This window comes from Halorubrum trapanicum (assembly GCF_002355655.1).
Classification (GTDB): domain Archaea; phylum Halobacteriota; class Halobacteria; order Halobacteriales; family Haloferacaceae; genus Halorubrum; species Halorubrum trapanicum_A.
This window is the reverse complement of the sequence record NZ_AP017569.1, coordinates 2,658,536-2,684,214: the sequence shown is the minus strand read 5'-3', so window position 1 is coordinate 2,684,214 and position 25,679 is coordinate 2,658,536. Positions and strand designations below refer to the sequence as shown.

Sequence of the window (25,679 nt, the reverse complement as noted above, 5' to 3'; positions counted from 1 at the left end):
CGAGGGAGTCGCGAGCGCTTTTAAGCGCGAGCGACGAGGCTGGGGAGGTGTGAGGCGCGGTTGCGGTGCTGTACGGGGTGGGACTCGAAGGGGCGGTCGCGAACCCGGCGCAGGCGACGCAAGCACCGCAACGAGGGAGCGATAGCGACCGAGTGAGGAGCGCAGCGAGCGTGCGCCGGGTTCGCGACCGGGGCTTCGGCGGTGGTCGTGTGGATCAGTTATTTATAAATTCGACTCTCGTACGGCCGAGCGACCGGGGCTTCGGGGGTGGTCGTCGTCAAACTGTAGTTGATCATTTATAAGCGAACCACTGAGACCTCGGTGACCTATCCGTCCCCGTGCGTGAACCCGCGGTCGGGCAGGGGGTCGCCGTCGGCGAGGACGCGCGGGCCCCCCACATCCGACTCCTCGACCACCCGCCCGATCCGCGTGAGCCCGGCCGGACACGCCTCTTCGACCTCATCAACCTCGTCTTCCGGCACCGCACAGACCAACTCGAAGTCCTCCCCGAAGTGCGCCGCGAGCTCGAACCGCTCCGCCGACCCCTCCGCGACCTCCTCGACCGCGGGGTGAACCGGGACCGCGTCGCGCTCCACCTCGATCCCGACCTCGCTCGCCTCCGCGAGCTGGTGGCACGACCGCGCCAGCCCGTCCGAGGAGTCCATCATCGCGGTCGCGCTGGGGGCCAGCGCCAGCCCCTCCGCCACCCGCGGCGTGAACCGGAACAGCTCGTTGGCGCGCTCGACCGCCTCGCCTGTCTCCCTTTTAAATAGCCGCAGCGCCGCAGCGGACCGCCCCCACTCGCCGGTGACGCAGAGCGCGTCGCCGGGGCGCGCCCCGTCGCGGGTGACGGGGCCGGACTCGGTCACGTCTCCGATCGCGGTGGTCGCCGTCGTGAACTCGACGTGCTCGTCGAGGTCGCCGCCGACGTACTCCGCGTCGACCGCCTCGGAGACGTCGACCGCGCCCGCGACGAACCGATTCAGCGCCTCGCGGTCGAACGCCTCGTCGGCGTAGACGGCGACCGCGGCGCTCGCCGCGGCACCCATCGCGGCCACGTCCGAGAGCGACGCGCCCACCGCGCGCCAGCCGGCGGTGTACCGCGTCGTCCCGGTCGGGAAGTCGGTCCGTTCATGGAGCATGTCCGTCGTGATGACCGTCCCGTCGACGACGGCGGCGTCGTCGCCCGCGTGCGGGAGGTCGGCCGCGAGGGCCCGGAGGGCGTCGCGCTCGTTCACTACCTCACGCTCCGCGCGGCGAGGCCAATAAGCGATCGGTCCGGGTAGCGGGCGCCGTCGACGATCTCGTCTTCACCGCGCTCGACCGTGTCATGTCCCGTGTTGGCATGGAACATTTAAACGGGTAAAATACATTAACGAATATTATCATTATCAATCATTATATTTATTATCCTCCTCCGATTTTCTCCGTTCGCAATGGCAGTACCCGTACACGGACACGCAGCGACCCGACGCACGGACTCGATCACCAGACGACCGCCGCAACCGCCCACACGACCCGATGACGACACCTAACGACACGCCCGACGACACGACCCGACGCACCGACAGCACGACCGACACGGACTCGACGACCCGCTCCGACCGACCGACCGGTTCGAGCTCGACGACTACTTCTCCGCGGCCGATCCCCGGCCGTACCCCCCTCACCGAGGAGGCGGGCGCACCGCTGGTCCCGACGATCACGACCCGGCGAGCGACGGGGACGCGAACGGCCGGCTCGCCGCCGACCGACACCCGGCAGCCGACCGACACCCCGCAGCCGACGGCGACCGACACCCGCCGGCCGACCCGCCCGCCGACGGACGGCGAGCGCGACGCGCCGCTCGTCCCCGACCTGCGTCCCGCCTCGCGGACGCGGACGGACGGGGGATCGCGATGACGGCGAACGCGACGCGCCGCCCCGTCCCCATGGCGGGGACTGGCGACGGCCCGCGACCGGATTCCACGACGTTCGCGTCCGCCGCGCGCACGGACGGCGGACGCCGCGCCGACAGCCGTCCCGCCGACGAGCGCCGCGCCGACCGACGCTCCACCGACGAGCGCCGCGCCGACGGCCGCCGCGCCGCGTCGAACCGCACCGCAGCCGACGACTCCACGCAGTAATCCGATGAATCCCAACGAACTCGACGACGACGTCTTCGACAGAGATATCGACAACCCGGCCGGCCGGAAGCTCCGCGAGCTGTTCGAGGAGCAGGAGTACACGTTCGCGCCCGGGATCTACCACGCGCTCGACGCCCGCCTCGCGGAGATGGCCGGGCTCGACGCGGCCTACATGAGCGGCTACTCGACCGTCCTCGGCCAGTTCGGCTTCCCCGACTTAGAGATGGTCACGATGTCGGAGATGGTCGAGAACGCCAAGCGCATGGTCGAGGCGACGAACCTCCCGGTCATCGCCGACTGCGACACCGGATACGGCGGGGTCCACAACGTCCGGCGCGCGGTCCGCGAGTACGAGAAGGCCGGCGTCGCCGCGATCCACATCGAGGACCAGACCTCGCCGAAGCGCTGCGGCCACATCGCCGGCAAGCAGATCGTCTCCCGGGAGCAGGCCCGCTCGCGCTTCGAGGCCGCCGTCGACGCCAAGCAGAGCGAGGACACCGTCATCATCGCCCGCACCGACGCGTACGGCTCCGCGAACGGCGACTGGGAGGAGCACCTCGAACGCGGCCGGATCTACGCCGACGCCGGCGTCGACCTCGTCTGGCCGGAGATGCCCGACCCCTCGCGCGAGGACGCGGTCGAGTACGCCGAGACGATCCACGAGACGCACCCCGACCTCGACTTAGCCTTCAACTACTCCTCCTCGTTCGAGTGGGGGGCCGAGGAGGACCCGCTCACCTTCGAGGAGCTGGGCGATCTGGGCTACCAGTACATCTTCATCACGCTGTACGGGCTCCACTCGGGCGCCCACGCCGCCTACGAGGACTTCGAGAACATCGCCGAGAACGACGAGGAGGCGCAGTTCGACCTCGAAGAGCGGTACATCGGCCACGAGACCGAGAGCCACCACGAGCTCTCCTTCGTCCCGCGGTACCAGGAGGTCGAGGCCGAGTTCGACCCCGAGGCGCGCAAGCGGCAGGAGGAGTCGGCCGGCTTCACCGAAGACGAGAACGACCCGATCACGGCCTCCGAGGGAGGTGACGACTGATGGGCGGGCCGGAGGACGTCACCCTCCGCCGGAGCCAGCTGGCGACGCCGGGCTCCGACCCGGAGATGATCGAGCGGGCGCCCGACTCCGGTGCCGACGAGGCGTTCCTCGACCTGGAGGACTCCGTCGCGCCCTCGGCGAAGGTCGACGCCCGCGAAAACGTCATCGAGGGGTTGATCGAGTACGACTGGTCCGACACCCGGCCCTGCTACCGGATGAACGGCGTCGACACCAGGTGGTTCTACGACGACGTGATCGAGGTCGTCGGGCGCGCCGGCGAGTACCTCGACACGATCATGGTGCCGATGGCGAACAATCCGGAGACGGTCGCGACCGTCGACAACCTCCTGACGCAGGTCGAGGAGAACAACGACCTGCCGGTCGGCGAGATCGGCCTCCAGGCGCAGATCGAGTCGCCGGAGGCGATGACGAAGGTCGCCGACATCGCCCGCGCCAGCGACCGCCTGGAGTCGCTCGTGTTCGGTCCCGGCGACTACACCGCCAACGTCGGCGCCGCCGGCCTCACCATCGGCTCCGGCGGCGGCTACCCCGGCCACTACTGGCACTACCAGCTCGCGCGCATCGCCCACGCGGCGAAGGCGCAGGGCCTCCAGGTGATCGACGGCCCCTACGCCGAGATCGAGGACGCGGAGGGGTTCCGCGACTCCTGTCGGTGGGCGAGCCAGCTGGGTTGTGACGGCAAGTGGGCGATCCACCCGAGCCAGATCGAGCCCGCCAACGAGACGTTCGCGCCCTCGCCCGAGGAGGCCGAGAAGGCCCGCCGGATCGTCGACGCCTACGCGGAGGCGAAAGAGCAGGGCAAGGGTGCCGTCTCGGTCGACGGCGAGATGGTCGACGAGGCGACCGACAAGATGGCCCGCGGCATCGTCGCGCGCGCCGAGCAGGCCGGGATCCTGTAAGGCCGCCTCGCGCCGCCGCGCGCTCGATTCCCTGTGGGTATCTCCTTTTATTTCGTGCCCGGTTCTACTCCGAGATCGCGCCGCGTTCACGGAGTTCGTCGATGTCGCCGTCGCCGTAGCCGTACTCGCGGAGGACCGACTCCGTGTGTTCGCCGAGCGCGGGCGGGTGACGGCGGACCGTCGTCGGCGTCCGCGAGAAGTGCATCGGCGAGCCGGGGAACCGTACCGTGCCCGCGGTCGGGTGCTCGGCCGCTTCGAGCATCCCGCGCGCCTCGATCTGGGGGTCGGCGAACACCTCGCTCACGTCGCGGACGCGGCTCGCGGGCACGTCGTGGTCGTCCAGCCGCTCGACCGCCTCGTCGGTCGTCATCGCCGCGAACGTCTCCTCCAGCTCGCGGTCGAGCTCCTCGCGGTTCCGGACGCGTCCCTCGTTCTCCTCGAACCGCTCGTCGGCGAGCAGGTCGGGGCGGTCGATCGCCTCGCACAGCGGCGGCCAGAACCGGTCGGACGAGCAGGCGACGACGATGTAATCGTCCGCCGTCTCGTACGCCCGATAGGGGACGATGTTCGGGTGTTTGCTCCCCATCCGGCCCGGCGGCTCGCCGCTGGCGAAGTAGTTCGTCGCCATGTAGCTGGTCCAGGCCGCCTGGCCGTCGAGCAGGCTCACGTCGATCTTCTGGCCGCGTCCGTCGCCGAGTTCGCGCTCCAAGAGCGCCGCGAGGATCGCCTGCGTCGCGTACATGCCGGCGCCGACGTCGGCGAGCGCGACCCCGATCCGGACCGGCGGGCCGCCCTCGACGCCGGTGAACGACATGAACCCGCCCCTAGCCTGCATCATGATGTCGTACGCGGGCTTGTCGCGGTCCGGGCCCCACTCGCCGTAGCCGGAGATGGCGCAGTAGACGAGCTCCGGGTTCTCCTCGACGAGGTCGCCGTAGCCGAGCCCCCACTCCTCCGTCTTGCCGACCCGGAAGTTCTCGACGAGCACGTCGGCCTCGCGGGCGAGGTCGCGGACGACCGCGCGGCCCGCCTCGGTCGTCAGGTCCAGCTGGATCGAGCGCTTGTTGCGGTTGACGCTCACGTAGTAGGCGCTCTCCGCGCCGTCGTCGCTCTCACCACCCTCGCCGTCGCTCTCACCACCCTCGCCGTCGCTCTCACCACCCTCGCCGTCGCTCTCACCACCCTCGTCGTCGCTCTCACTACTCTCGCCGTCGTCGCCCCTGCTGAACGCCGGCGGGACCCACGTCCGCGTCTGGTCGCCCGGGCCGGGCCGTTCGACCTTGATCACCTCCGCGCCGAGGTCGCCGAGCTGCATCGTGCAGAACGGGCCGACGAGGACGCGTGAGAGGTCCAACACGGTGAGTCCGTCGAGCGGGCCCGCGTCGCCCTCGGGGTCTCGCGCCTCACCGACCACGCGGTCTCGCCTCCGCGGACCGTCGCCGTATCCGGTTCATGCGATCCGGCACAGCCGCCGGGGTAGTGAGTGTTGCGGCGCCGTGGCCGCCGAGAGAGAAGGAGCGTCGGCTCAGGCCGAGAGGGTGTCGATACCGTTGATTTCGACGTAGCCGTAGCCGCAGTCGGGGCACCGCCACTTCGTCTTCTCGCCGAGGTGGAGCGTCATCGCCGCGGTCCGGTAGAACGAACGGGTCTCGTCGCAGGCGGGGCAGTCCACGTCCTTTTCGAGCGCCATGCGCGCCGATCGGTCCGGGGCGGTGTTGAACCTACTGATCCGGGCGTCGGGAACTCACCATACCGGCGCGAGCAGCACCGCGACCGTCGCAGAGATGAAGACCAGCTTCAGGCCGGTGTTGACGGCGATCACCTTCGTGCCGAACGAGGCGCCCCAGATCCCGTACTGGAAGGGGATCGAGCGCCGGAACGTCGAGACGGCGAACGAGAGGATGCTCCCGATGAGCAGCGACGCGACCGCGGTGCGGGTGGTGAAGGTCCCGACCTCGGTCCCGGCCAGCGTCGCCGCGCCCGCGGTCGTATCGAGCGTGAACACCGCGATGACTGGCACCGCCTCGCCCGGCAGCCCGAGCACGCCCGTGATCGGTTCGGCGACGCTCGTCAGCGCGGCCACGTCGTACGTCGTGACGAGCCAGATGACGAGCGTGTACACGACCGCGAGCCGCGGAACGATCCGTCGGAGGGTACCCCACGACTTCTCGGCGGCGTCGCGGACGCGCTCGCGGTCGGTGCGGTCGTCGGCCTCGGGTCCGGTCGCGTCGACGTCGGCGAGCGCGGAGCGGTCGACGTTCGACTCGGAGAGGAGGAGTCCGCCCGCGATCACGCCGGTGACGGTGATGAGAAGGGCGATACCGGCGCGCGCGCCGACGTAGACGGCGCCCGTCGTGACCCCGAGGATCGGGATCAACACCGGGACGTAGTAGGTGAACACGTGCTGGACGAAGCCGAAGAACGTGTTCATCACCACGGCGACGAGCGTCGCCCGGTCGTCGAGCAGGCCCGCCTCGCGGTACTCCGCCAAGGTGGCGTAGCCCGCGGTCGTCGACGCCGCGGTCGTGAGGATCGCCGTGCCGACCTCGTCCGGGAGGTTCGCCGGGCGCGTGAGCCACCCCGCGATCCCCGCGACGTACCGGACTAACCCGAACGCGACGGCGACGTTGGCGGCGAAGACCCCGCCCGCGATGAACGCCGTGATCCGGGCGAGTCGGGGGACCACGTCCGCGAGCAGCGTCGCGAGGTCGGCGGCGACCGATTGCACGGATCGATGTAGGCGAGGCGCGGTCAAATGGCCGTCGGAACGCGCGGGCGTTCCCGGGGCGTCGGAACGCGCGACGGTGCCCGCCGCGTCCGAACGCGCGACGGTGCCCGTGCCCGGGACAGGAGCGCCAGCGCGCGGGGCTTATGTCCCGCCGTGGAGAACGGCCTCCCGATGGCTCCCGCCGAGGACGACATCTCGATCGACGAAAAGCGCGTGTACGCGGGCAGCGCCGGCCGCACCGACGCCTACGTCGCGACGGGGACCGGAGTGGTCCGCGTCTCGCTGTCGGCCGACAAGATCGGCGCGTTCGACATGGTCGCCCGCGGCCCCATCCACGACGTCGCCGTCCTCGCGCGCGACGGGGGAACGGCCGACCTCGTTGCCGCGGCCACGCCCGAGGGCCTCGCGGTCGCCGCGGTCGGCGACGACCCGGAGTTCGCGCTCGTCGACGACGAGCCGGCGGTCGCGGTCGGGGCGGAAGGGGGACGTGACGGCGGGCTTCTGGTCGCGCGCGAGGACGGCGCGGTCGAGCGCGTCGCGTTCGAGGAGGGCGAGGGGGGCGGCCCGTCGGAGGCGGCCTCGACGACGCGGCTCGGATCCGTCGCGGACCCGCGCGCGGTCGACGGCGCGCTCGTCGCGGCCGCGGACGGGATGTTCCGGGTCGGCGAGAGCGGACTCACGGACGTCGGGCTGGACGACGCCCGCGACGTGGCCGGGAACGGGATGCCGCTCGCGGCCACGGGGAGCGGACTCTACTGGCTCGGCAACGGCTGGATGACGGCGCGGGAGGGCGCCGCGGACGCGGTCGCGGCCGACGGCGACGGCCACGCGATGGCGGTCGTCGACGGCGAGCTGTTGGTTCACTCGGGTGCGAGCGAGTGGGACGACGAGACGTGGTGGGTTGCTGACTTGCCGGTGGACGAAACGGTCGTGGCACTCGGCTACGGCCCCGGCGTGTCGGTCGCAGTCACGGACGCCGGTACGCTCTGCGTCGACGCCGGCGACGGCTGGCGACACCAGGTGGTCGGCGTCCGAGACGTGGAAGGGGTCGCGCTTGCGGTCGTCGAGTAGGTACTGACGAACCGGCGACGAACGCATCCGATGCCGGCAGCCCTCGGGACACGCAGGGAGAAAATATGTTATAAGTGGTATTTACAATATGCTTATACTAGTACGGAGCGATACGGTACTGTGAGTGTGAACAGATGACCAAAAACCAGCTCTCGCGACGAACCGTGCTCCGGAACGGCGCCGTCCTCTCGACGACGTTCGGATTGGCCCTGGCGGTGACCCCAGGGCAGGTAGCGGCGATGAACAAGGCGGAGCTGATCGAGCAGATGGCGAGCGAAGCCGGTCTGTCGAAGGACGAGGCGACGGCGGCGGTCAACGGGTTCATCCACGCGACGACGAAGGGGCTGGAGAACGGCGACAGCGTCGCGCTGAGCGGGTTCGGGGCGTTCCGCCCTCTGAAGCGTTCGAAGCGGGGGCGCGACAACGGGTCGGCGGACAGCTCATCCGTCGGCTTCGACGCGTGTCCGGAGTTCGCCGCGGGACTCGACCTGATCCCCGGCGAGGGTGACGAGCGGGGCGCCCGCGCCGGGTCCCGGTGTCGCAACGCGGACGTCTTGATCGACGCCGAGCGCCTCGCCGGCGAGACGCGAGACGGGCGGGAGCGCGGACTGTCTACGGCCGACGCGGAACGGGCGATAGAGGGTTTCACCGTCGCGGCGATGAAGGCGCTGAAGAGGGGCGACAGGCTGTCGCTCGTCGGCTTCGGCTCGTTCAGTATCTCGAAGCGCTCCGCGCGCACGGGCCGCAACCCTCAGACCGGCAAGGAGATACAGATCGCCGCCAAAAACGTCGTGAAGTTCAAGGCTGGCGCCGAGCTCTCCAAGGCAGTCAACTAGCGGAGCCCCGGTCGGCGCGCGTTCGAGACGACCGGAGAGTGACCCGGTACGAGAGAGCGACAGCGACATAACCGCGACCCGCGAACTGGGCTGTACGAGGTATTCCCGTGCGACCGCCTGATCGATTTCGGAACCGAACGGAGAACGTGACACCGCCTCTACTCGGCCGAACCGGCAACTGACTGACAACCGACGCACCGCTGTCGAACTATGTCCGATAACTGTGACCTCTGCGGTCGAGAGATCCAGTCCGCCACGTTCGAGGCCGCCGGCGAGCGGTCGTTCTGTTCGAGCGGCTGTCACGACGTGTACGCGACGCTCGGAGCCGCCGACTCCTCCGACGGCGCCCGGACCGCAACCGCAAGCGAAGTCGACCCGGGAGACGACCCCGCCTCTTCTGACGGGGACCGTTCCCGGACGTTCCTTCGGATCGACGGGATGTACTCCGCGACGTGCGAGGCGTATCTCGAATCGGTCGCCGAGGAGCAGGCGGGAGTGACCGGTGCCGAGGCGAGTTACGTCACGGAGACGATCCGAGTCGTGCACGACCCGGACACCGCTTCGAAGGAGTCGTTGCGTGACGCGTTGAGCACGTTGGGGTACACGGCGTACCTCCGTGAAGACGCCTCCTCAGACGCGAGCGAGGCCGGCGGCGCGACGCGTCGGGCACGGGAGATGGGCGGGATTCGAAAGCGTCGAGACGACCAGCTCCTGGGTATGCGATACTCGGTCGGGTTCCTCTTCGGCGCGTTCCTGCTGGTCCCGTACGTTGCGATCCTCTATCCGGCGCACCTCGCGTCGATTTTCGACTTACAAGCGCTCGCGATATTCGAGGGCGCGTTTCAGTTGACCAGCCAGGGGGCGTTCGTGTTCCTCCGTCTGTATTTCGTGATGACCGGGATCATCCTCGTCTTCACCGGCCTCCCGGTGTTGCGCGGCGCGTATATCAGTCTCAAGATGTGGCGCCCGAACACCGACCTGCTGGTCGCGATCACCGCGGTCAGCGCGTACGCTTACAGCACGGCCGCCGTCGTCCTCGGACGAAACGACATTTTCTACGACCTCGCGATCGTCGTCACGGCCGCGGTCACGGCGGTGGCGTTCTACGAGTCGAGGATCAAGCAGCGCGCGCTCGATCGACTCACCGAACTCACGATATCGCAGGTCGAGCGCGCGCGAACGTACAGTGCCGGTGAGACTGCGGAGGTTCGCGTGGAGGACCTCAACCCGGGAGACGTGGTGCTCGTTCGACGGGGCGAACGGGTCCCCGTCGACGGCGAACTGGTCGAAGACGGCTGTACGATCGACGAAGCGATCGTGACCGGCGAGTCGCTTCCGGTGCCGAAACGCGCCGGCGACGAGGTTATCGGGGGGTCGATCGTCACGGACGGCGCCGCCCTCGTCCGCGTCGGTCCCGACGTGACGAGCAGCATCGATCGGATAACGACCGCCGTCTGGGACCTCCAGAGCGCGACGCACGGCGTCCAGCGTCACGCCGACCGACTCGCGACGTACGCTGTTCTTCTCGTCGTCGGGGTCGCCATCGCGGTCGGCGGTACCGGTGTCGTCGCGTTCGGCATGGCCGTCTCGAACGGGGCCCTCCTCGCACTGTTGATCCTTCTCGCCGGTTCGCCGTGGGGTCTCGGGCTCGCGACGCCGCTCTCGGTCGCGAAGAGCCTGTCCAGCGCGCTCGACCGAGGGATGATCATCTTCGACGAGACGGTGTTCGAACGGCTCCGAGACGTCGACACAGTCGTCTTCGACAAGACGGGGACCCTCACGACGGGGGAGATGGAAGTGATCGAAGCCGATGCTCCCGCGGAACTCCTCGACGCCGTCGCGGCGCTTGAGCAGCGAGCGTCACACCCGGCCGCGAACGCGATCACGGCGGCGTTCGCAGACGAGAGCATGACCGATGGAGGCGTCGACGACCGATCGAACGCAGCCGGAGACGACGACGAGGCGAACGGTACCGGTCGGGTACGCGAGTTCACGAACCATCGGTCCGGTATCGAGGGAACGATCGACGGGAGTCGGTATCTCGTCGGAAATCACGACCTCTTCACGGAACGGGGTTGGACCGTGAACGACGACATCAGGTCACAGGTCACCGAGGCTCGGTGCTTCGGTCAACTCCCGGTGATCGTCGGCCGCGACGGGGCGGCAGAGGGGCTGATCGTCGTGGGAGACGAGTCGCGGAACGGCTGGGACGACACGGTCTCTCGCCTCGGTGCGCGAGACATGGACGTCGTCGTCCTAACCGGAGACGACGAGGAAGCGACGGACCTCTTTAAGCAACACGAGGACGTGACCTACGTTTTCGCCTCGGTTCCGCCAGAGGGAAAGACGGCGACGATCCGGCGGCTCAAATCGGACGGGCAGGTCGCGATGGTCGGGGACGGAACCAACGACGCCCCGGCCCTCGCGGCCGCCGACCTGGGTATCTCGCTGGGCGGCGGGACGGCATTAGCCGCCGACGCGGCCGACGTCGCGATCGTCGACGACGACATCCGCTCCGTCGAAACCGCTTTCGACCTCGCGGGTGCGGCTCGCCGGCGCGTGAAACAGAACAATCTCCTTGCGTTCGCTTACAACGGAATCGCTCTCGCGGCGTTAGCCGCCGGGTTCTTCACCCCGGTTTCGGCGGCGGTGGCGGTTATTGCCGGCGGCGGGCTGGTCGCCGCGAACGCTCGACGGGCGTTGCTCGGGTAACGGGTCACGCCACGAGTCCACCACCGGCCGTCGATATCGACGGAATCCGCGGTCCCCGTTGGTCCGAGCGCCCTACGCGCTCGGGAGGTCGACCGGTTCGCCGTCCGCGTGGACGGTCGGGTTCCGGATGATGCCGTCGAGATGGAGCGGGGCGTCGGTCTCGCCGCCGATCCCGGCGTTATCGCCGATCGCGATGTGAACGGTCCCGCCCGCCTTCTCGTCTAAGAGGACCGAGCCGACCAGTTCCTCGACGCCGCCGTTGGTCCCGATGCCGAGCTCCGCGAGGTTGTAGGCGGCGTCGCCGACCTCCTCGGCGGCCGCCTCCACGTCGGCCTGGATCTCGTCGTCGCCGATCTCGGTCACGACCCCGTCCTCGACCTCGAACGAGAGGGTCTGCCCCTCGTCGAGCAGGCCGTGAGGCATCATCGTCCCGTCGACGACGAAGGTCCCGGTCGCGGTCTCGGGGGCGACGAACACCTCGCCCGCGGGCAGGTTCGAGAAGTCGCCCGGCTCGCGGACCATCCCGGTGTCGGCGAGCCACTCGCGGTCGCCGATCCCGAAGGCGATGTCGGTGCCGGCGGGGGCGGTGACCCGGACCTCGTCGGCGCTGTCGACCTGCGCGAGCACGTCGTCACAGGCGGCGTCGATGGCGGCGTAGTCTGCGTCGAGCCCGGTCGTGAACACGTCCTCCGTGATCCCCGGGAGCGTCGCGCCGCGCGCGCCGGCCTCGCAGGCCGCGCCGCGTGCGCGGGTGTGACTCAGGCTCTTCGTCGTCGGCGCGAGGAAGACGTCCGCCTCCCGCATCGCGGCCGCGACCGGCGCCGGCGGCTCCGTCCCGTGCTGTTCGGCCGGCGGGTACCGCAGGACCGTCGCGTCGTCGGTGACGGCGCTCGCGGCCGCGTAGAGCGCCTCGCCGATCGGCTCGCGCTCGTCGTCGGTGACCACGACGACCGACTCGTCGGGGGCGACGTTCAGACACTGTTCGACCGCGGTCGCCGCGGCGTCGGAGAGGTCGGCTGCCATGCCCGCGTCTCCGTTCGGCCGGGCGTTAGGCCTTGCCATCGACGATTTTACTCTGTTCCGTAATTGAATTATTTACGTCCGGTGGCGATCGGCGTCGAATTAACCGATCGATTACTCGTGGGGTAGTTAATTTCAATTTGCTGTTCTCGAAAAGATTATGTCGGTGCCCGAGCGACGGGCGCACATGATACGCGTGGGCGTCAACGGGTACGGCACGATCGGGAAGCGGGTCGCGGACGCCGTCGCGGCCCAGTCCGACATGGAGCTCGTCGGCGTGACCAAGGCCTCGCCGGACTACGGCGTCGAGGCGGCGGCCCGCCGCGGCTACGACCTGTACGCGGCCGTCGAGGACCGCGCCGACGAGTTCGCGGCCGCCGGCGTCGACCTCGCCGGGACCCTCGGCGACCTGCTCGACGCCGTCGACGTCGTCGTCGACTGCGCGCCCTCAGGGATCGGCGAGCGCAACGCGCCCGTCTACGAGGCGCACGACACGAAGGCGATCTTCCAGGGCGGCGAGGACGCAGCGGTCGCCGAGGCCTCGTTCAACGCCCGCGGCCGGTTCGAGAGCGCCCGCGGTGCCGATACCGCCCGCGTGGTCTCCTGCAACACGACCGCTCTCTCGCGGCTGCTCGCGCCGCTCGACGAGACCTACGGCGTCGAGAAGGCGCGCGTCACGCTCGTGCGCCGCGGCGGCGATCCGAACGAGACCGACCGGGGCCCGATAAACGACGTCGTCCCGGACCCGGCGACGGTCCCCTCCCACCACGGCCCGGACGTGAACGAGATCCTCCCCGACGTGACCGTCGACACCGCGGCGCTGAAGGCGCCGGTAACCGGGATGCATACCCACAGCGTCAACGTCACCTTGGCGACCGACCCCGACCCGGCGGCCGTCCGCGACCTGCTCGCCGACGAGAGCCGGATCTTCCTCGTCCCCGAGGGCGCCGGCATCGACGGGGCCGGCGCGCTGAAGGAGTACGCCGCCGACGCGGGGCGCCCGCGCGGCGACCTCTGGGAGAACTGCGTCTGGGAGGAGTCGATAAGCGTGACCGGCCGGGACCTGTACCTCTTCCAGAACGTCCACCAGGAGGCCGACGTGGTCCCCGAGAACGTGGACGCGATCCGCGCGATGGCGAGCGACGTCGACGCGGCCGAGTCGGTCGCGCGCACGAACGAGACGCTCGGCGTCGGCCTCGACAGCCGGCTCGGGGACGGCGAACTGGCCCGCGCGGAGCTGCCGGCCGACGACTGACGGGCGCGGCCGCTCCTCCGTTCGCCTCCTCTCCTTTCCTCCGCGCCTCGCTACCGCCCCGAGGCGACGGTCACTCGTTCGGTCGCGTGACGAGGAACGTCCGCCCGCCCCGGCGTTCGAGGTGAACCTCGCTGCCGTCGACGCGGTTCGCACGGATCCGGTCCGGGAGCCGATCGGTTCGACAGTCGGTGACGTCCACGCGCGTCGGCGTCGCGTACCGGGGTCGGTCGGCGGTGACTGCGCTCATACCTCACCGTCGGACCGCAACGCCCCTATAAGCGAGCCATCCGCGGAGTGAAAGTGAAAGTGGACGCCTTCGAATCGCTGGCGGGCGATCCGAACGCGGACGGCCGGAGGCCTTGTTCAGACCTCGCCCTACCGGCGGAGCCCCGTCGCCTCGTCGTCCTCGACGAACCGCACCGTGAAGTAGTCGTAACCGCCGTAGGCGGCGTCGAGCGCGCCCATCCACCAGTTCCACCGCTCGACGAGCGAGGAGCCGTCCGGCGCGTCCTCCAAGTGTCCGATCACCCCCGTCACGGTCAGCCCGTGGCCGCGGTCCTCGGAGGGCCGTCCGGAGTCGACGAGGTCGCGGGCCGACCGCGAGACGGCGCGCCGCTCGGCCTCGGTCCCGCCGAACTCGTCTTCGAGCGCGCGTTCCAGACGCTGTCTGTCCATGCTCACGCTACGTGCCGCGAGTATATCAGTCGCGTGGTAGGGGGTGGCACGTCCGGTGGCGCCGATGGGGTTCGACCGGACGTTCCGCCGCCCGCCGGCGGGCGCGCAGCCGACTCACAGTCGCGCCGCCAGCGCGAGGAACAGCAGCGAGAACGGCGCCGTGAGCAGCGCCAGCGCCAGTCCGCCGGCCCCCTCGCCGGCCGCGACGGCCATCAGCACGCCGACGACGAGCGAGAACGACCCCAGCGCCGCGAGGGTGAGACGCTCGGGGACGCTCGCGCGGTCCGGCCCGTCGCTCTCCGCCAGCGCCGCGTCGAGCGCCGACTCGACCTCGTCGGCGCGCTCGACCGGAACGAACAGCCACGGCGTCGACCGGAACCACGCGTTCCCGCGGTACGCGAGCAGGAACAGCGTCGTCCACCGGAGGTCGATCCGCCGCGTCCGGACCACGGCCCCGAGGTCGTCGCTCCGGGTCCGGTCGTGGCTCGGGTACGTCCGCTCGATCGTCGACTCGGCCGGGTCGAGCCGAACGACCACGCCCGACGACTGGACGACGGCCGGCACGAACCAGACGAGCCAGAACAGCGGCCAGAGGGCGGGGAGGAAGTCGGACGGCAGCGCCAGCGCCGCGGCGACGACGGCACCGAGGCCGGCGAGCGTCCACCCCGGGCTGAGGGCGTCCGCGGCCTCCCGCAGGCGAGAGCCGGTCAGCTCGCCGACCGAGGTCTCGCGGTACCAGACGTACAGCGAGGGGAGGGTGGCGACCGCGAGCGCGAACAGGAACCCGACGCCGACCGCGGCCTCGGTGAGGCCGACGCTCGGGAGCGCGAGTTCGCCGGCGGCGGCGCCCGCGAGCGCGGCGACCGCGACGGCGCCGATCGAGACGAGGACCGCGCCGACGACCCCGGCCGTAGCGCCGGCCGCGAGCGAACGGAGGCGGTCGTGGCGGACCGGCCCCCACTCGATCGGGTCGCGTTCGGCGGGTGCCTCGGAGTCGCGGGGGAGTTCGGACACCTCGGCCGCGCCGCGACCGTCGTCGACCGTCGAGACGCCCTCGGCGGCGTCGACGGCGTCGGCGGCGGAGGGCTCTCGGCTCTCGGAGGGCATACGCGCCGAATCGTTCCGGGATGGCAAAAGAGTGCGGCCGAGCGCGGCGCGACACGACGCGTCCCGGGTTCCGACTGTCGCTCGCGGCGCGCGCCACCCGCTCTCCCGTTCGCTTCGGGGACGATGATACTTATTCGCTACCCGCGTAGAGGGGGTATGGACGCGGACTCCCTGACGGAGACGCTCGAGAACGCCGGCCTGTCACCGTACCAAGCGGCAGTGTACGTCGCGCTCCTCGATCTACGGACCGCGACGGCGACCGAGATCGCCAACGAGAGCGACATCCCGACGCCGCGCGTGTACGACGTGATCGACGCCTTGGCCGAGCGCGGATACGTCGAGAAATACGAGCAGGGGACGATCAAAGTGCGGGCACACAGCCCCGCGAAGGTACTCGAGGACCTCGAAAGCAGGATCGATCAGTTGGAATCGGCGACCGCCGAAATAGAGGATCGGTGGGAACAGCCGCCGCTCGAAAAGTCCACCGCCAGCATCGTGAAGCAGTTCCAGACGGTTCTCGACCGCGCGCGGCTGTTCATCGAACAGGCGGAAACCCGCGTGTACGTCTCCGTGACGGCCGAGCAACTCGAGAAGCTTCGCGACCCCCTCGAGCGGGCTCACGAGCGCGGCGTCGCCGTGTACATTCTCGTCAACACGGATTCGACCCAAGACCGGCCGACGGTCGACTCGATAGCCGGGATCTGTCGAGAGGCGCGATACCGCGGCCTCCCGGCGCCGTTCGTCGCGTCCGTCGACCGCCAGAGCGCCTGCTTCTCACACCATCCGGACGCGGTCAACCAGACCGGGGTCCTCGTCAACGACGAGGAGTACACCTTCGTCTTCCACTGGTTCTTCATGACGTGTCTCTGGGAACACGGGACGCCGATATACTCGGAGGGGCAGGAAACGCTCCCCATCGAGTACGTCGACATCCGTCAGTTGGTGCGCGAAGCGCGGCCCCTCTTCGAGTCGGAGGCGACCGTGACCGTCCGCGTCGAGGGGACCGACGTCTCCACCGGCGAACCGCGGACGATCGCGGGGACAGTCGAAGAGGTCCAGTCGCACGTGGGCGACAGGGAGTCGGACACGCAGGTCGCCGGACAGGTACTGATGGTCGTCGACACCGGCACCGACCGGGTCAGCGTCGGCGGCTGGAACGCCGTGGTCGAGGACGTCGAGGCGACGCGGATCGTCATCACCGACGTCGCGGACGTCGACGAGTACCCGTCGCTGCGGGCGGGGACGGAACCGGCCAAGTGACCGCGGACGGAAGCGAGCCGGGACACCGCCCGGGTCGGATCACTCCCCGTCGCGCAGCTCCGCGACGGCCTCCCGGTCGGGAAGCGCGGCCATCGCACCGCGGCGCTTCGTCGACGCGGCGGCGACGGCGTTGGCGAACCCGAGGATACCGTCCGGGTCGTCGCCGTCGACGAGCCCCGCGATCGCCCCGGCGGAGAATGCGTCACCGGCGCCGGTCGTGTCGACGACGTCCTCGATCTCGTATCCGGGGTGGTGCCACTCGCCGGCGCCCCACCGCGAGCCCTCGTCGGTGACCAGCCGCGCGCCGGCGCTGCCCTCGGTCAGGAAAACCGCGTCCGGTCCGGCGGCGAGAACCTCCGCGGTCGTCGTCGGGAGCCCGGCTCCCTCGAGGTCCTCGCGGGTGACTTTGAGGACGTCCGTCTCGGAGAGCATCCGCTCGACCGTGGGCCCCGGATCCGTCTCCCACAGCTCGGGGCGGACGTTCGGGTCGAAGAAGACGCGGCAGTCTCGGTCGCGGGCCCGCTCGACGAGGTCGAACGTCGCCGATCGCGCCGGCTCGACGGTCAGCGTGACGCCCCCCACGACGACGACCTCGACCGATTCGAGGACATCGTCGCCGACGACGCTCGTGTCGAGGCGCCTGTCCGCCGTCTCCGAGCGGTAGAAGGTGAACTCGCGGTCGGCGTCCTCGCCGTGCGAGACGAACGCCAGCGCCGTCCCGCTGTCCGGAACCTCCGTAACGAAGTCGTCCGGAACGCCCTCGCGGTCGAGCACCTGCGCGAGATGCGAACCGAACGGGTCGTCGGCGAGCGCGGTACAGAACCACGGCGTCCGGTCGAGCCGCGCCAGCCCGACCGCCACGTTGGCCGGCGCGCCGCCCGCTCGCTTGGAGAACGACTCCACGTCCGCGAGCGGTCCGGGGCGGTCAGGAATGAAATCGATCAGGGTCTCGCCGGCGACAAGGACTTCACGCGTCATGCGCCACCATACTCGGAATCAGGAGTATGAAAACAATAAAAATTCGGGCACGGTCGCGATCGGGACGGTCCGGGGGTGCTCCCCCGGGACCAGTACGTTTTTACAAATATACTCAGATATGAGTTGTATGATTTCCCCCCGACGTCGCACCGTCGACCACACGCCGGTTTCGCGCGAGGAGCGATCCACACCGAGTCATCGCGACGCGTCTCCCCGCCAATGACCTCCGGAGGGGACGCCGCGGACCCGGATCGGTCCTGGTGGAAGGAGAGCGTCGTCTACCAGATCTACCCGCGGAGCTTCAACGATTCCGACGGCGACGGGATCGGCGACCTCCGTGGGATCACGCAGAAGGCCGACTACCTCGACGAGCTGGGAATCGACGTCGTCTGGCTCTGTCCGGTGTACGACTCGCCGCAGGAGGACAACGGCTACGACATTCGGGACTACCGCGCGATCGACCCCGAGTTCGGCACGATGGCCGACTGGGAAGCGCTTCGAGACGCGCTTCACGACCGCGACATCCGCCTCGTGATGGACCTCGTCGTCAACCACACTTCCGCGGAACACGAGTGGTTCCGGCGGTCGCGACGCGAGGAAGCGGGGTACGAGGACTACTACCACTGGCGCGAGGGGCCGCCCGACGAGCCGCCGAACAACTGGGAGTCGTTCTTCGGCGGCTCGGCGTGGAGCTACGACGACGAGCGCGGCGCGTGGTACCTTCACCTCTTCCACGAGAACCAGCCGGACCTGAACTGGCGGAACCCTCGGGTCCGCGAGTCCGTCACGGAGCTGATCCGGTGGTGGCTGGACAAGGACGTCGACGGCTTCCGGATGGACGCCCTGAACCTCCTCTCGAAGCCGGCGGGGTATCCCGACGGCGACCCCGAGGCCGACGTCGTCGGGGAGGAACAGTTCTTCAACGGGCCGCGTCTGGAGGAGTATCTCAGCGAGATCGTCGAGACGACGTCCGGCCGCGACGCGATGACCGTCGCCGAGATGTCGCACACAGACGTCGACACCGCGGCGAGCTACCTCGGCGACGACGGGGTCGGACTGGGGATGCTCTTCCAGTCGGCGCACATGGAGGTCGACGCGGGCCCGGACGGAATCTGGGACCCGAGCGGCCCGCGGGAGTTCGACCTGCCGACGTTCAAGCGCGTGATGGACCGCTGGCAGGAGGGGCTGCGGGGTCGCGGATGGAACGCCGTCTTCCTCGGGAACCACGACCAGCCGCGGATCGTCTCCCGGTTCGGCGACGACGGCGAGTACCGGCGGGAGAGCGCGACGCTCCTGGCGACGTTCCTGCTGACGCTGAGCGGCACGCCGTACGTGTATCAGGGCGACGAGATCGGGATGACGAACGCCGAGTTCGAGGGCCTCGACGAGATCGACGACGTCGAGACGATCGGGGCGGTCGAGGCGCTCACCCGCCGCGACGGCGTCGACTCCTTCGCGGACGTCGCGCACCTCGTGAACTACTGGAGCCGGGACCACGCCCGGACGCCGATGCAGTGGTCCGACGAGGCGCACGCCGGCTTCACGGACGGCGACCCGTGGTTCCCGGTGAACGACAACTACGGCGAGATCAACGTCGAGAAAGAGCGGAGCCGCGAGGACTCCGTCTGGCACTACTACCGCCGACTGATCGAGCTCAGACACGAGGCGGACGCCCTCGTGTACGGCGAGTACGACCTCCTCCTGCCGGACCACCCCAGCATCTACGCGTACACGCGGACGCTCGGCGACGAGCGCCTGTTGGTCGTGCTCAACTGGTCTGACGCCGCCGCGACCTTCGAACCGGAAGCGATCGAACGGGAGGCGATCGAACCGGCCGACGTCGAGACCCTCGGGGGGAACTACGACGAGTCGCCGACCGACCCGATCGGAAGTACGTTCCGGCCGTACGAGGCCGCCGTGTACCGGCTCTGAAAATTGGTGGTGACGGGCGATCGGCTCAGTCGGCCTGGACCCCGTCGTCGCCGGCTTCGACGTCCGCACCGGAGACGACGCCGTGCGAGATCGCGTCGCCGGTCTGGTCGTCGAACAGGTGGATCCGGGCCCGGTCGAAGACGATGTCGACGCTCTCCTCCTCGCCGATGTCGGTCGCGGGGTCCACGCTCATCAGCAGCCCCTGGCGCTCCTCGAAGTCGGCGTCCTCCTCGTCGAACGATTCGAGGATCGGCTTCAGGTAGACGAATATCTCGTCGCCCATCGGTTCGAGCACGTCGGTCTCGACCGAGAACGTCCGGGTCGGGTCCTCGGCCTCGGCGCTGTTGCCCTCGAGGTAGATGTCCTCCGGGCGGATCCCGACCTCCACCGGGTCGTCGGCCCCCAAGCCGTCGACCGCCGCGGTGTCGAAGGAGACGGAGTAGCCGTTCGCTTCGAGCGAGCCGTCGCCGGCGGTCGCGTCGAAGAAGTTCATCGAGGGCGAGCCGATGAAGCCGGCGACGAACCGGTTCGCGGGCTGGTTGTAGCAGGTCAGCGGCGCGGCGATCTGCTGGAGCTCCCCCTTGTTGAGCACCGCGATCCGGTCGGACATCGTCATCGCCTCCGCCTGGTTGTGCGTGACGTAGATGATCGTCGTGTCCAGCTGCTTGTGGAGCCGCTGGAGCTCGGTCCGCATGTTGACGCGCAGCTTGGCGTCCAAGTTCGCCAGCGGCTCGTCCATCAGGAACACGTCCGGGTCGCGGACGATGGCCCGCGCGATCGCGACGCGCTGGCGCTGCCCGCCGGACATCTCGCTCGGCATCCGGTCTAACATCCCCTGGAGCCGAACGACCCGAGCGGCCTCGTCGACCCGCTCGTCCATCTCCTCTTTGGGGAAGTCCCGCAGCCGGAGCCCGAAGGAGATGTTGTCGTACACGTCCATGTGCGGGAACAGCGCGATGTTCTGGAACACCATCGCGATGCCGCGATCCTTCGGCGGGAGGTTCGTCACCTCGCGGTCGCCGATCAGGATCTCGCCCGACGTCGGCTTGGTGAGGCCCGCGACCGTTTCGAGCGTCGTGGACTTCCCGCAGCCCGACGGACCGACGAGACAGATGAACTCGCCGTCCTTCAGGTCGAGGTTCATGTTGTCGACCGCCGTTACGTCGTCGTACTGTTTCGTGACGTCTGTGAGTTTAACTCGTGCCATATGGTATCACTCCTTGAGGGCTCCCTGCGTGAGGCCGCTGATGATCTTGTCCTGTGCGACGACGACGAGGATCGCGACCGGGACGATCGCGATCAGGCTCGCCGCCGCCTGGAGGTCGTACCGGACGGTGTACTGCGTCTGGAACGCGAGGACGCCGTCGACCACCGGCGCCCACTCCGCGGCGCTGTTGCCGGTCATCAGGTACGAGAAGAAGAACTCGGTGTACACGGTGATGAAGGTGAGAATCCCGGCGGTCGCGACGCCCGGCGCCGACAGCGGCATGATCACCCGGAACAGCGCACCGATCCGCGTCGTCCCCTCGACTCTGGCGGCCTCTTCGAGCCCGTCCGGAATCTGCCCGTAGAACGTGGTCAGGATGAAGATCGCCAGCGGCATCGTGAACGCGCTGAGCGGCGTGACGACCGCGCCCGGCGTCCCGTACAGCTCCACCGGGAGGGTGAACAGCCCCAGCATCGGGACCTGCTGGTTGAACGCCCGAAACAGCGGGATGAAAAGCGTCGCCGGCGGGAAGAAGCTGAGCACAAGCAGCGAGAACAAAAGCGGCGTCTTCCCCCGGAACTCCAGGCGGCCGAACGCGTACCCGGCGAGGCTCCCGACGAGGAGCACGAACAGCGTCACCGTGAACGCGTAAAAGAGGCTGTTGAACATGAACCGCGCGAACGGGATCTGCTGGAACACCTGCACGAACGCCGTGAGGTCGATCGTCGTCGGGAACAGCGGGATGTCGGTCTGTCCGGGCGGCGCCATCGCGACGTTGAACAGCCAGTACAGCGGGAACAGCGACGTGGTCAACAGCACCCCGCCGAGGAACACTAACATTACGGCGTACGCCTTCTCCGGGTGCTTGATCCAGTCGTCTGCCCACCGCGCGACGCGGGACTTGTTCTCCTCGTCGTCGGCGTCGTCGCCCGATTCGTCGAACACTTCCGCGTCCTCGTGGTCGCGTGCGTCGATGCTCATGTCAGGCTAACCCCAGGCTCTGGTTGCTCTGTTTGATGAACAGGAGGTACACCATGATGAACAGGCCCACCACGATGGCGATCAGGACGCTCACGGCGGCCGCGGAACCGTACAGCGTCGACGACCCGAACATCATCTGCGTGACGAGGCAGGTCATCGACGGGACGGTCGAACAGCCGACGGTGGTCGACTCGATGATGCCGTACACCCGGAGCGCGCCCATCGTCCGGAACAGCATGGCGACCATCAACACCGGGAACACCAGCGGGAACGTGATGTAACGGAACCGCTGCCACCGGGAGGCGCCCATCACGTCGGCCACCTCGTAGAGGTCCTGGTTGACGCTCTCTAACCCCGCCAAGATTAGCAGGGCCATGAACGCCGACGTCTTCCAGATGTCCGCCACCGTCACGATGACGAAGCTGTCGAAGGTCGTGTTGAGGGGGAGACTGGAGAAGATCCCGAGCTGCTGGAGCGGCTCTGTCAACAGCCCGTAGCCGGGGCGGAACAGCAGGAAGAAGATCATCCCCTGAATGACGATCGGGATCGCCCACGGCAGGATGATGAGCAGCCGAACGAGCCGCCGCCCCTTGTACTCGGCCTTCATCAGCATGGCGTAGAGGAACCCGAGCAGCGTCTCGCCCGTGACGCTCAACACGGCGAACAGGATCGTCATGAACAGCGCCTGTTCCAGGATCGGCGTCTCGAACGAGGGGTCGACGAACGCCGCCGGCGCCAGCGCGTTGGTGTTCGTGAGCAGCGCGACGTAGTTCTGAACCCCGACGAACTCCCCCAACCTCCCGCCGGTGATCACGTCGGCGAAGAACGACATCCTGACCGCCGACGCCAGCGGCCAGAACGCGAACAACAGCAGGACCACGAAGGCCGGGGTCAAGAGCAGGTACGCGTACGCCTGCTCGCTCAGGTTCTCCGTCCACGTCCCGAGTCGCGTCAGGACCCCGCCGGATCCGCCCGACACCTCCGGTCTCCCCTGTTCAACTGCCATCCCGACTAACACCTCCCTGTGCCGTTGCCCGCTGTTGTGGTACGAGCATCGCCCGCGTGTTTCTCGTGCGAATAGTTATCATTATTGTCTACGTTCTATGTGTGCTCGGTCTCTGAGTCCCCTCGAACCGGGGGCGATCCCTGTCCAGTTATCCGGCCTGCTCCTCAATGGCTGAGATCTGCTCTTGCATCGCCGTCGCCGCCTCTTGCGGGCTCTTCTCCTGACGGAGCGCCGCGTTGACCTCGGTTGCGATGATGCTACGCTGACTCGGCCACACCGACGTCGTCGGGCGCGGGATCAGGTTCTCCGCCGAGTACTGGAGCGCCTCGAAGTACGGGCCGTACGTGTCGCTCTGCTCGACGTAGCTGTACAGCTCCGGCTTCGGCGGCATGAAGTTCGCCGTGTCGAACTGGTACTCGAGGACGGAGTCCTCCCACCACGCCTTGATCACTTCCTTCGCCGACGCCATGTTGTCGGTGTAGGGGTTCATCGACATGATCCAGCCGCCCTGCGCGTGCCAGGACCCGTTCGGTCCCTGCGGGAGCGGCATCACGCCGAGCTCCATGTCCGTCCCCTCGAAGTCGGTCAGGGCGCCGCCGATGGAGTAGGTCCAGTTGCGCTGGGTGACCGCGCTGCCGTCCTCGAAGAGGCTCTTCGTGTCCGGCTCGGACCAGCCGGCCACCTCCTGCGGCGAGATGCTCTGGATGTCCATCGGGGCGCTGCCCGTGCCGTGGATGGTGTCGACCGCGGCCTCGATCCCGTCGACGGACTCCTCCGTGTCGAGGGTGACCGGACGGTCGCCGATCGGCCCGAAGAGGTTGTCCTGCCCGCCGAAGAAGGCACCGCCCATGCTCGTGAGGTACTCGTTGAACGTACAGCACGCCAGCCCGGCGTAGTTGTTCCCCTGCCAGAGGTGGCCGTACTCGACGTCGGCACCGTCCATGGCCTCCGAGACGATCTGGGAGAACTCCCCCCACGTCGGCGGGTCTCCGCGCCACGTGTCGAAGTCCGAGTCGCCGTAGCCCGCGTCCCGAAGCAGGTCCTTCCGGTACGTGATGGTCGGGAAGTCGGGGAACACCGGAACCGAGTACAGGTCGCCCGTCTCGGGATGGGTCCCCGTGTTGATCATCGACTGGACGCCCTCCTCTCTGACCCGGGAGATGAACTCGTCGTCCATCTCCTCTTCGAGGTTGACCAGGTCGCCGCGGACGATGAACGGGAGCGTCCACCCGTTGTCCGTCAACACCAGGTCGGGGTCGGACTCCTCCGCGTTGATCGCGGTCCGGAGCTGCTGTTGCTTGCTGCCCGTGTCCTGTGGCGGCCGGGTCATCTCGATCGTGATCGAGTCCGGCACTCCCGCCTCGTGGAGGACTTCCGGGAAGCCGGCGTCCACGAACTGGGGCCCCGAGAAGACCGTGACCGTGCCGCCGATCTCGCCGTCACCCGACGAGCCAGTCGTGGTTCCGTCCCCACCGTCTCCGCCGCCCGAACAGCCCGCGAGGCCGGCCGCTCCCACCGCGCCCGTCGCCGCGAGGTACTGTCGCCGCGAGACGCCCTTCGGTGTGGTATCGTCTGACATCACATGGCCATAAGGAATAATCATTAATATAGTTACTGTGGATTACAACGGGTGTTGTGAAAATCAGATCGCAGAGGGCGGTGCCGACGCTCGGGCGTCTCGGCCCGCGGCACGCCCCCTCGACGGGCGTGTCGCCGTTCCCGCGGCGGACCCGGCGGATGTCGGCGTAGTCGGTCTGAGTCGGCCGAGCGACAAACGTTACGCCGGCGAGCGACATCCCCGTCTGGAGCCCTCACGCGGCCGACCGGTGGCTCCGACCGTCGGTGGAGGACCGGCGGCGGAACGTTGATGCCCCGGTAGCGAGTACCCCGTCGGGATGGGTTCGTCGTTCGTCTCCGAGTTCCGGCGGTCGGACCACACCGGCGAAAACCGCTGTTGGCCGTGTACGGTCGTCAACGTCGGCCTCGTCGGTGCCGCCGGCGCGGCGCTGGGAGCCGCCGTCACCCCGACGGTCGGCGCCGCCGCCGCGGTTGGCGGCTTGGCGCTGGTCTGGCTTCGAGGGTACTTGATTCCGGGGACCCCCCGGTTCGCCCCGCCGTTGGTCGCCGCCGTCCCGGGCGGGGCGGCCCTCTTCGACGAGCCGCCGGAGGGTGCCGACGACCCCCCGAACGGCGGCGGATCGCTGGGGGCCGAAAGCGGCCCCGCCGATCCGGCGGAGTTGCTCGACCGGCTCGTCGAGAGCGGCGTCCTCGAAGCCGGCGACGACACCGTCGCTCCCACCGCGGCGTTCGACGAGCGGTGGCACGCGGAGATGGACCGACTCCGCGAGGATACCACGGAAGAGCTGGCTCGCGCCGCGCTCGCGATCTCTCCGGCGACCGAGGCGCGGGCGATAGACGACGAGTGGGTCGCGCTCGGTCCCGAGGGCGGGGGCGTGACGGACGAGACCTGGCTCAGCCGCCCGGTGGCGATCGCCGAGATCGCCGGCTACCGGGCGACCGAACCGCACCTCGACGACGACGAGGCTCGGCTGGCGGCGGCGCAGACGAACCGGCTGTTCCTCGACGAGTGTCCGGACTGCGGGGCCGCCTTGGAACGGGGCACGGACATGTCGTGTTGCGGCGGCCACACCGGCGCCGGCGACGAGCCGTCCGAGACGCTCGTCTGTCCGGACTGCGAGGCCCGGCTCTACACGTTCGAGTGACTCCGGGGCTGCGTCGCGGCCGCACGCGGCGAGATGGGAGCGACGCGCGGCCCGCACGGTTCGGACCGGGAACAATAAGTGAATTTACTACCGA

At 68.9% G+C, this 25,679-nt stretch carries 24 protein-coding genes; 11 read left to right on the top strand and 13 right to left on the bottom strand.

Features of this window, described 5'->3' with window-relative positions; translation table 11 throughout:
- Positions 1–326: 326 nt before the first annotated feature.
- Positions 327–1,238, bottom strand: a complete 912-nt coding sequence (gene thiL, locus CPZ01_RS13065) for a thiamine-phosphate kinase (protein WP_096395765.1) — start codon at positions 1,236–1,238, stop codon at positions 327–329.
- Between the two features lie 283 nt (positions 1,239–1,521).
- On the opposite strand from thiL, the gene CPZ01_RS13060 reads away from it, so the two are divergent.
- The 4 genes from CPZ01_RS13060 to CPZ01_RS13045 are packed head-to-tail and all read left to right on the top strand — an operon-like array spanning position 1,522 to position 4,094.
- A complete protein-coding gene (locus CPZ01_RS13060; protein WP_096395763.1) occupies positions 1,522–1,902 on the top strand; it encodes a hypothetical protein in 381 nt (126 codons plus the stop codon).
- Positions 1,899–2,126: a hypothetical protein gene (locus tag CPZ01_RS13055; protein ID WP_096395761.1), complete on the top strand. Its 228-nt coding sequence runs from the start codon at positions 1,899–1,901 to the stop codon at positions 2,124–2,126. Before CPZ01_RS13060 ends, CPZ01_RS13055 begins: the two co-directional genes overlap by 4 nt.
- Before the next feature lie 4 nt (positions 2,127–2,130).
- A complete protein-coding gene (gene aceA, locus CPZ01_RS13050) occupies positions 2,131–3,174 on the top strand; it encodes an isocitrate lyase (protein ID WP_096395759.1) in 1,044 nt (347 codons plus the stop codon).
- On the top strand, positions 3,174–4,094 hold the full coding sequence (locus tag CPZ01_RS13045) for an HpcH/HpaI aldolase/citrate lyase family protein (RefSeq protein WP_096395757.1): 921 nt from the start codon (positions 3,174–3,176) through the stop codon (positions 4,092–4,094). The genes aceA and CPZ01_RS13045 overlap by 1 nt, the downstream gene beginning before the upstream one ends.
- 64 nt (positions 4,095–4,158) lie before the next feature.
- Here CPZ01_RS13045 and CPZ01_RS13040 read toward each other — a convergent pair whose 3' ends face one another.
- The 3 genes from CPZ01_RS13040 to CPZ01_RS13035 all read right to left on the bottom strand — a co-directional run bounded on the left by CPZ01_RS13040 (position 4,159) and on the right by CPZ01_RS13035 (position 6,822).
- Positions 4,159–5,508, bottom strand: a complete 1,350-nt coding sequence (locus CPZ01_RS13040) for a CaiB/BaiF CoA transferase family protein (protein ID WP_096395755.1) — start codon at positions 5,506–5,508, stop codon at positions 4,159–4,161.
- A gap of 111 nt (positions 5,509–5,619) precedes the next feature.
- A complete protein-coding gene (locus CPZ01_RS15500; protein WP_172863971.1) occupies positions 5,620–5,784 on the bottom strand; it encodes a DUF7838 family putative zinc beta-ribbon protein in 165 nt (54 codons plus the stop codon).
- Between the two features lie 54 nt (positions 5,785–5,838).
- Complete coding sequence (locus CPZ01_RS13035; protein ID WP_096395753.1) at positions 5,839–6,822, bottom strand: nucleoside recognition protein; 984 nt, start codon at positions 6,820–6,822, stop codon at positions 5,839–5,841.
- Positions 6,823–6,993: 171 nt separating this feature from the next.
- Here CPZ01_RS13035 and CPZ01_RS13030 point away from each other — a divergent pair, with 171 nt between their 5' ends.
- The 3 genes from CPZ01_RS13030 (at position 6,994) to CPZ01_RS13020 (ending at position 11,441) form a co-directional block, all read left to right on the top strand.
- The gene (locus CPZ01_RS13030; protein WP_096395751.1) at positions 6,994–7,893 is read left to right on the top strand and encodes an HVO_0234 family beta-propeller protein; all 900 of its coding nucleotides are present in this window, start codon (positions 6,994–6,996) and stop codon (positions 7,891–7,893) included.
- 134 nt (positions 7,894–8,027) lie between these two features.
- Positions 8,028–8,729 carry an HU family DNA-binding protein gene (locus CPZ01_RS15760; RefSeq protein WP_096395749.1) on the top strand — a complete coding sequence of 234 codons (702 nt, stop codon included), beginning with the start codon at positions 8,028–8,030 and terminating at the stop codon, positions 8,727–8,729.
- A 210-nt stretch (positions 8,730–8,939) separates the two neighbouring features.
- The gene (locus CPZ01_RS13020; RefSeq protein WP_096395747.1) at positions 8,940–11,441 is read left to right on the top strand and encodes a heavy metal translocating P-type ATPase; all 2,502 of its coding nucleotides are present in this window, start codon (positions 8,940–8,942) and stop codon (positions 11,439–11,441) included.
- A gap of 72 nt (positions 11,442–11,513) precedes the next feature.
- On the opposite strand, the gene CPZ01_RS13015 is transcribed toward CPZ01_RS13020, so the two are convergent.
- On the bottom strand, positions 11,514–12,464 hold the full coding sequence (locus CPZ01_RS13015; protein WP_096395745.1) for an aminopeptidase: 951 nt from the start codon (positions 12,462–12,464) through the stop codon (positions 11,514–11,516).
- Between the two features lie 184 nt (positions 12,465–12,648).
- Between CPZ01_RS13015 and CPZ01_RS13010 the strand changes: the two genes are divergently transcribed.
- Positions 12,649–13,716: a type II glyceraldehyde-3-phosphate dehydrogenase gene (locus CPZ01_RS13010; protein ID WP_096396287.1), complete on the top strand. Its 1,068-nt coding sequence runs from the start codon at positions 12,649–12,651 to the stop codon at positions 13,714–13,716.
- 70 nt (positions 13,717–13,786) lie between these two features.
- Here CPZ01_RS13010 and CPZ01_RS15495 read toward each other — a convergent pair whose 3' ends face one another.
- The 3 genes from CPZ01_RS15495 to CPZ01_RS13000 form a co-directional block, all read right to left on the bottom strand.
- On the bottom strand, positions 13,787–13,963 hold the full coding sequence (locus tag CPZ01_RS15495; RefSeq protein ID WP_172863970.1) for a hypothetical protein: 177 nt from the start codon (positions 13,961–13,963) through the stop codon (positions 13,787–13,789).
- 128 nt (positions 13,964–14,091) lie between these two features.
- Positions 14,092–14,391 carry a hypothetical protein gene (locus CPZ01_RS13005; protein WP_096395743.1) on the bottom strand — a complete coding sequence of 100 codons (300 nt, stop codon included), beginning with the start codon at positions 14,389–14,391 and terminating at the stop codon, positions 14,092–14,094.
- Positions 14,392–14,505: 114 nt separating this feature from the next.
- The gene (locus CPZ01_RS13000; protein ID WP_096395741.1) at positions 14,506–15,498 is read right to left on the bottom strand and encodes a hypothetical protein; all 993 of its coding nucleotides are present in this window, start codon (positions 15,496–15,498) and stop codon (positions 14,506–14,508) included.
- A 156-nt stretch (positions 15,499–15,654) separates the two neighbouring features.
- On the opposite strand from CPZ01_RS13000, the gene CPZ01_RS12995 reads away from it, so the two are divergent.
- Positions 15,655–16,758: a TrmB family transcriptional regulator gene (locus CPZ01_RS12995; RefSeq protein ID WP_172863969.1), complete on the top strand. Its 1,104-nt coding sequence runs from the start codon at positions 15,655–15,657 to the stop codon at positions 16,756–16,758.
- Positions 16,759–16,797: 39 nt separating this feature from the next.
- On the opposite strand, the gene CPZ01_RS12990 is transcribed toward CPZ01_RS12995, so the two are convergent.
- Complete coding sequence (locus CPZ01_RS12990) at positions 16,798–17,736, bottom strand: carbohydrate kinase family protein (RefSeq protein ID WP_096395737.1); 939 nt, start codon at positions 17,734–17,736, stop codon at positions 16,798–16,800.
- A 219-nt stretch (positions 17,737–17,955) separates the two neighbouring features.
- Between CPZ01_RS12990 and CPZ01_RS12985 the strand changes: the two genes are divergently transcribed.
- A complete protein-coding gene (locus CPZ01_RS12985) occupies positions 17,956–19,668 on the top strand; it encodes a glycoside hydrolase family 13 protein (protein WP_096395735.1) in 1,713 nt (570 codons plus the stop codon).
- A 25-nt stretch (positions 19,669–19,693) separates the two neighbouring features.
- On the opposite strand, the gene CPZ01_RS12980 is transcribed toward CPZ01_RS12985, so the two are convergent.
- From CPZ01_RS12980 to CPZ01_RS12965, 4 genes are all read right to left on the bottom strand, one after another.
- A complete protein-coding gene (locus CPZ01_RS12980) occupies positions 19,694–20,875 on the bottom strand; it encodes an ABC transporter ATP-binding protein (protein WP_096395733.1) in 1,182 nt (393 codons plus the stop codon).
- Positions 20,876–20,881: 6 nt separating this feature from the next.
- Positions 20,882–21,856: a carbohydrate ABC transporter permease gene (locus tag CPZ01_RS12975; RefSeq protein ID WP_096395731.1), complete on the bottom strand. Its 975-nt coding sequence runs from the start codon at positions 21,854–21,856 to the stop codon at positions 20,882–20,884.
- Position 21,857: 1 nt separating this feature from the next.
- Positions 21,858–22,862 (bottom strand): carbohydrate ABC transporter permease, encoded by a 1,005-nt coding sequence (locus CPZ01_RS12970; RefSeq protein ID WP_096395729.1) that lies wholly within the window; start codon positions 22,860–22,862, stop codon positions 21,858–21,860.
- A gap of 148 nt (positions 22,863–23,010) precedes the next feature.
- Entirely contained in the window at positions 23,011–24,441 is a 1,431-nt protein-coding gene (locus CPZ01_RS12965) for an extracellular solute-binding protein (RefSeq protein ID WP_157745993.1), read from the bottom strand.
- A gap of 316 nt (positions 24,442–24,757) precedes the next feature.
- Here CPZ01_RS12965 and CPZ01_RS12960 point away from each other — a divergent pair, with 316 nt between their 5' ends.
- Positions 24,758–25,585, top strand: a complete 828-nt coding sequence (locus CPZ01_RS12960) for a hypothetical protein (RefSeq protein ID WP_096395725.1) — start codon at positions 24,758–24,760, stop codon at positions 25,583–25,585.
- Positions 25,586–25,679 lie beyond the last annotated feature (94 nt).